Raw genomic sequence first — 2911 nt, forward strand, 5'->3', positions numbered from 1 at the left:
TCGGCCAGTAGGCGTAGGGCTCTTGTTTTGAGTTCTTGGGGGTATTTGGTGGGCATGGGTGAAGTTCCTTTGCTCTTTTTTGTTTGTTTCCAATGTACGGGGTCGGAACTAAACCCAGTACATATCAGTCAAACACTTTTAGCCAACACGCAAATTACGTTATGTAAAGTAAAAGATTTTTAATACCATGGAACCAAGGACACCACGCACCATAAGGAAACACCACCATGCCCCACCTCTACCAGGCAACAGCACTACTCCAGGCAAATTCAAGCCACCCCGCAGATACTCCTTTCGGAGCCATCGCCTTTCTCCTCTTCTTCTTCATAGCTTTCGCCCTCATGATCCGTCCCATCCTCCGCCTGGTTAAAAAGGGAATCACACTCTTCATAGGCGTCTTCATCATCGTTGGATTCATGGCACTCATCGCCCCTCTGACTTAATACCTCATACCTCACACAAAAAAGGGGAGGGGCTCAACTGTTCCAAAATGAACAGTTGAGCCCCTCCCCCCCTTTTCTCTTCCTCAACTACTCACTAAGAAGCAGGAACGAAACTACCAAGCTCATACCCATCAACGAGCCACAGCCCAGCATCATCCTGCACAAGCCGCATCGTCCATACAGAATACCCACCAGGCATAGACCCCTCACCAATACGAGAAACCCACTGCCAAGAAGCATACTGAGTCGAATAATGCACATGCTCATCAGAATGTTCATCAGCCGCAACCGTGGGGTCTTCCTCATGGTCATGTGAATCAGCGCCCATGAACTCTACCGTCACCGTAGTGTAAGCCCGTTGCTCATACGCAACCAGGAACTGACTGGCCAAGGCATTATGCCCGTTCTCAACTAGCAGCCCCTTCATCTGCTCAGTCATCAATGGCTCAGCCCGCCGCAAAGCATCAGTCATGGTCTTATCTACCGTCGAATCAAAGCAAAACCCAATACCCATAACAGCAGCGGCCACCGCATCAGCCTCAGAACGGTCTACCTCACCAATATCAGGGCACGCACCTTCAGCTAGCTCAGTACCAGCAGTAACAGTCACACTGGCAGTGGGGACAGCACTCGCACTGGGACTCTCACTGGGTGCTTCAGAAACGCTATTCTGCCCCATCAGGCTCCCAATCCACACCAGCAGTGCGATAAGCCCTGCACCAACAACCAGTGCCGAGGAACAGACAATCCAGATCAATTTATCGCGGGTCATTACAGTGCCCCTTTCTCAATCAGAATCGGTTCAGGGTCAAGGTTTCCTGACCTATCCGACCACCAGTTGTAGTTCTCAATCTTGTGCCCCGGCTTGAACATCTCAATGTGCAAGTGAGTCGCAAAGTAGTTCTTAGCGCTATACCCAGTGCCACCCTCGATACCGATAACATCGCCACGCTCTAGAACCATGCCAGGCTCAGCATAGTGCTCGTGCAAATGGCAAAACATGAAACCAAATTCAGGCGGATCAACCTGGTACGCCAAGATACAACCTGACACCGTTTCGTATTCAACAACACGAAGTTTTGTAGGAGCAACAATCTCCACGCCAGGCGAATAGCCAGCACCAGGAGTGGCTAAGTCAAGACCCCAATGGAAACCACCATTGACAGCATCAATCTGACCCGCAGCAGTACGGGCCTCATACCCTGATGTCTTCACACACCCCGGGCAGGGGCTAGTCCACTCCCCAGTGCCCAAGTCACCGTCCCAGGCTTTTGTTCCAACCTGAGAGCACCCCTTGGAATAAGACATCTGCGAGGTGCCCATAATCTTCTTCACGTAATTCTGAGTCTCAGGATAAGGAGGGATACCACCGAATTGCAGCACAGCACCAGGCCCAGCGTTATAGGCAGCTAGAGCAAGCTCAATCTCCTTCTGAGCGTCCCCTCCAGCCAAGTCGCCCATCATCTGGCGCATGTCCTTCATCATGCGCCCCTGAGCGGCAATCGAGGCGAATGGGTCAAAGGGGTCTTCCCCCGGAGCGTAATGCTCCCAAGTAGAGGGAATGAACTGCGTCAAGCCCTTAGCACCGGCAGGTGAAACAGCGTTAGGGTTCCAATTCGACTCAGCAGCAATCTGCGCGGCAATAATCTGAGCCGGAATACCAGACTCTTCCGCCGCCTTATCAACAGCCTCCCGATACTCTTCAGGGACGTTAACCGTAGAGCTATCACCAGAATCAGCAACAACAGGGCTCTTGCAGGAACGGGACGAAGCCAGCTCAGCGCGGTTAGCCTCCCAGTCGTTATACCCGGCAATGAAGCTCAGAGACATTACCCCAGCCAAGAAAAGCACCAGAGCCAAAAGCGGTATCAGAATAGGGCCAACAATCTTTAAAAGAACTGCCCGCACAGTCCACTTAGCCCCCTGTCGAACGATACCCATGGTCTACATCCCCAAACCTAGATGGACTAAAGATGCTGGGCGAATAGTCACCTCAGGCTCATCCCCTACTCCACCCATGGCCGATGAGAGCACCAAGAAAAAGCCCAACACCACCATCACCAAAATCAGCATCAATACAGATACCAAAATGCGCCGCGCAAAAGATGCCTCAACCCACGTAGCCGCCCGCTGAAGCAATGATCCCTGAGCTACTTCTTTGTTCTGAAGTTCCAGCCATAGACGCTTGAAAGCTCCAGAGCGCTGACCTACCTGGGCCTGGCCATCGAGACTATACAGCTCGTTCTCATCACGTTTCTTAGAAAAAAGGTTCATACCCCTTTTTGCCCGCATCCCATCCACTCAGTAAGTCGCCATTTTTACGGCTGATGAGAACGGCAACGTGGTGGCCTCCCAGATTACAAGCCTCTACGGCCCCACAGTTTGATGCGACCTTGGAGCAAAAGGCGGCAGCTGACCCAGGCAATGAGGAGCTTCAGAGCCAGTTGCAACAACAACGCGAGGGGCAA

The 2911-nt window shown here is 52.1% G+C and carries 5 protein-coding genes; 2 read left to right on the top strand and 3 right to left on the bottom strand.

Features of this window, described 5'->3' with window-relative positions:
* A partial coding sequence (locus tag E4U03_RS13250; RefSeq protein WP_209304178.1) for a hypothetical protein occupies positions 1-183 on the top strand: 183 nt, incomplete at its 5' end.
* Between the two features lie 44 nt (positions 184-227).
* Positions 228-443, top strand: coding sequence for a hypothetical protein (locus tag E4U03_RS12385; protein ID WP_135014027.1), 216 nt, complete (start codon positions 228-230; stop codon positions 441-443).
* Between the two features lie 94 nt (positions 444-537).
* On the opposite strand, the gene E4U03_RS12390 is transcribed toward E4U03_RS12385, so the two are convergent.
* Genes E4U03_RS12390 through E4U03_RS12400 form a run of 3 tightly spaced genes read right to left on the bottom strand, consistent with a single transcriptional unit; the run spans position 538 to position 2717 of the window.
* Positions 538-1215, bottom strand: coding sequence for a hypothetical protein (locus E4U03_RS12390; RefSeq protein WP_135014028.1), 678 nt, complete (start codon positions 1213-1215; stop codon positions 538-540).
* Positions 1215-2384 (bottom strand): transglycosylase SLT domain-containing protein, encoded by a 1170-nt coding sequence (locus E4U03_RS12395; RefSeq protein ID WP_135014029.1) that lies wholly within the window; start codon positions 2382-2384, stop codon positions 1215-1217. The genes E4U03_RS12390 and E4U03_RS12395 overlap by 1 nt, the downstream gene beginning before the upstream one ends.
* 3 nt (positions 2385-2387) lie before the next feature.
* Entirely contained in the window at positions 2388-2717 is a 330-nt protein-coding gene (locus E4U03_RS12400; protein WP_135014030.1) for a hypothetical protein, read from the bottom strand.
* Positions 2718-2911 lie beyond the last annotated feature (194 nt).

Origin of the sequence: Rothia nasimurium (assembly GCF_004569295.1) — a bacterium.
Lineage (GTDB): Bacteria > Actinomycetota > Actinomycetes > Actinomycetales > Micrococcaceae > Rothia > Rothia nasimurium_B.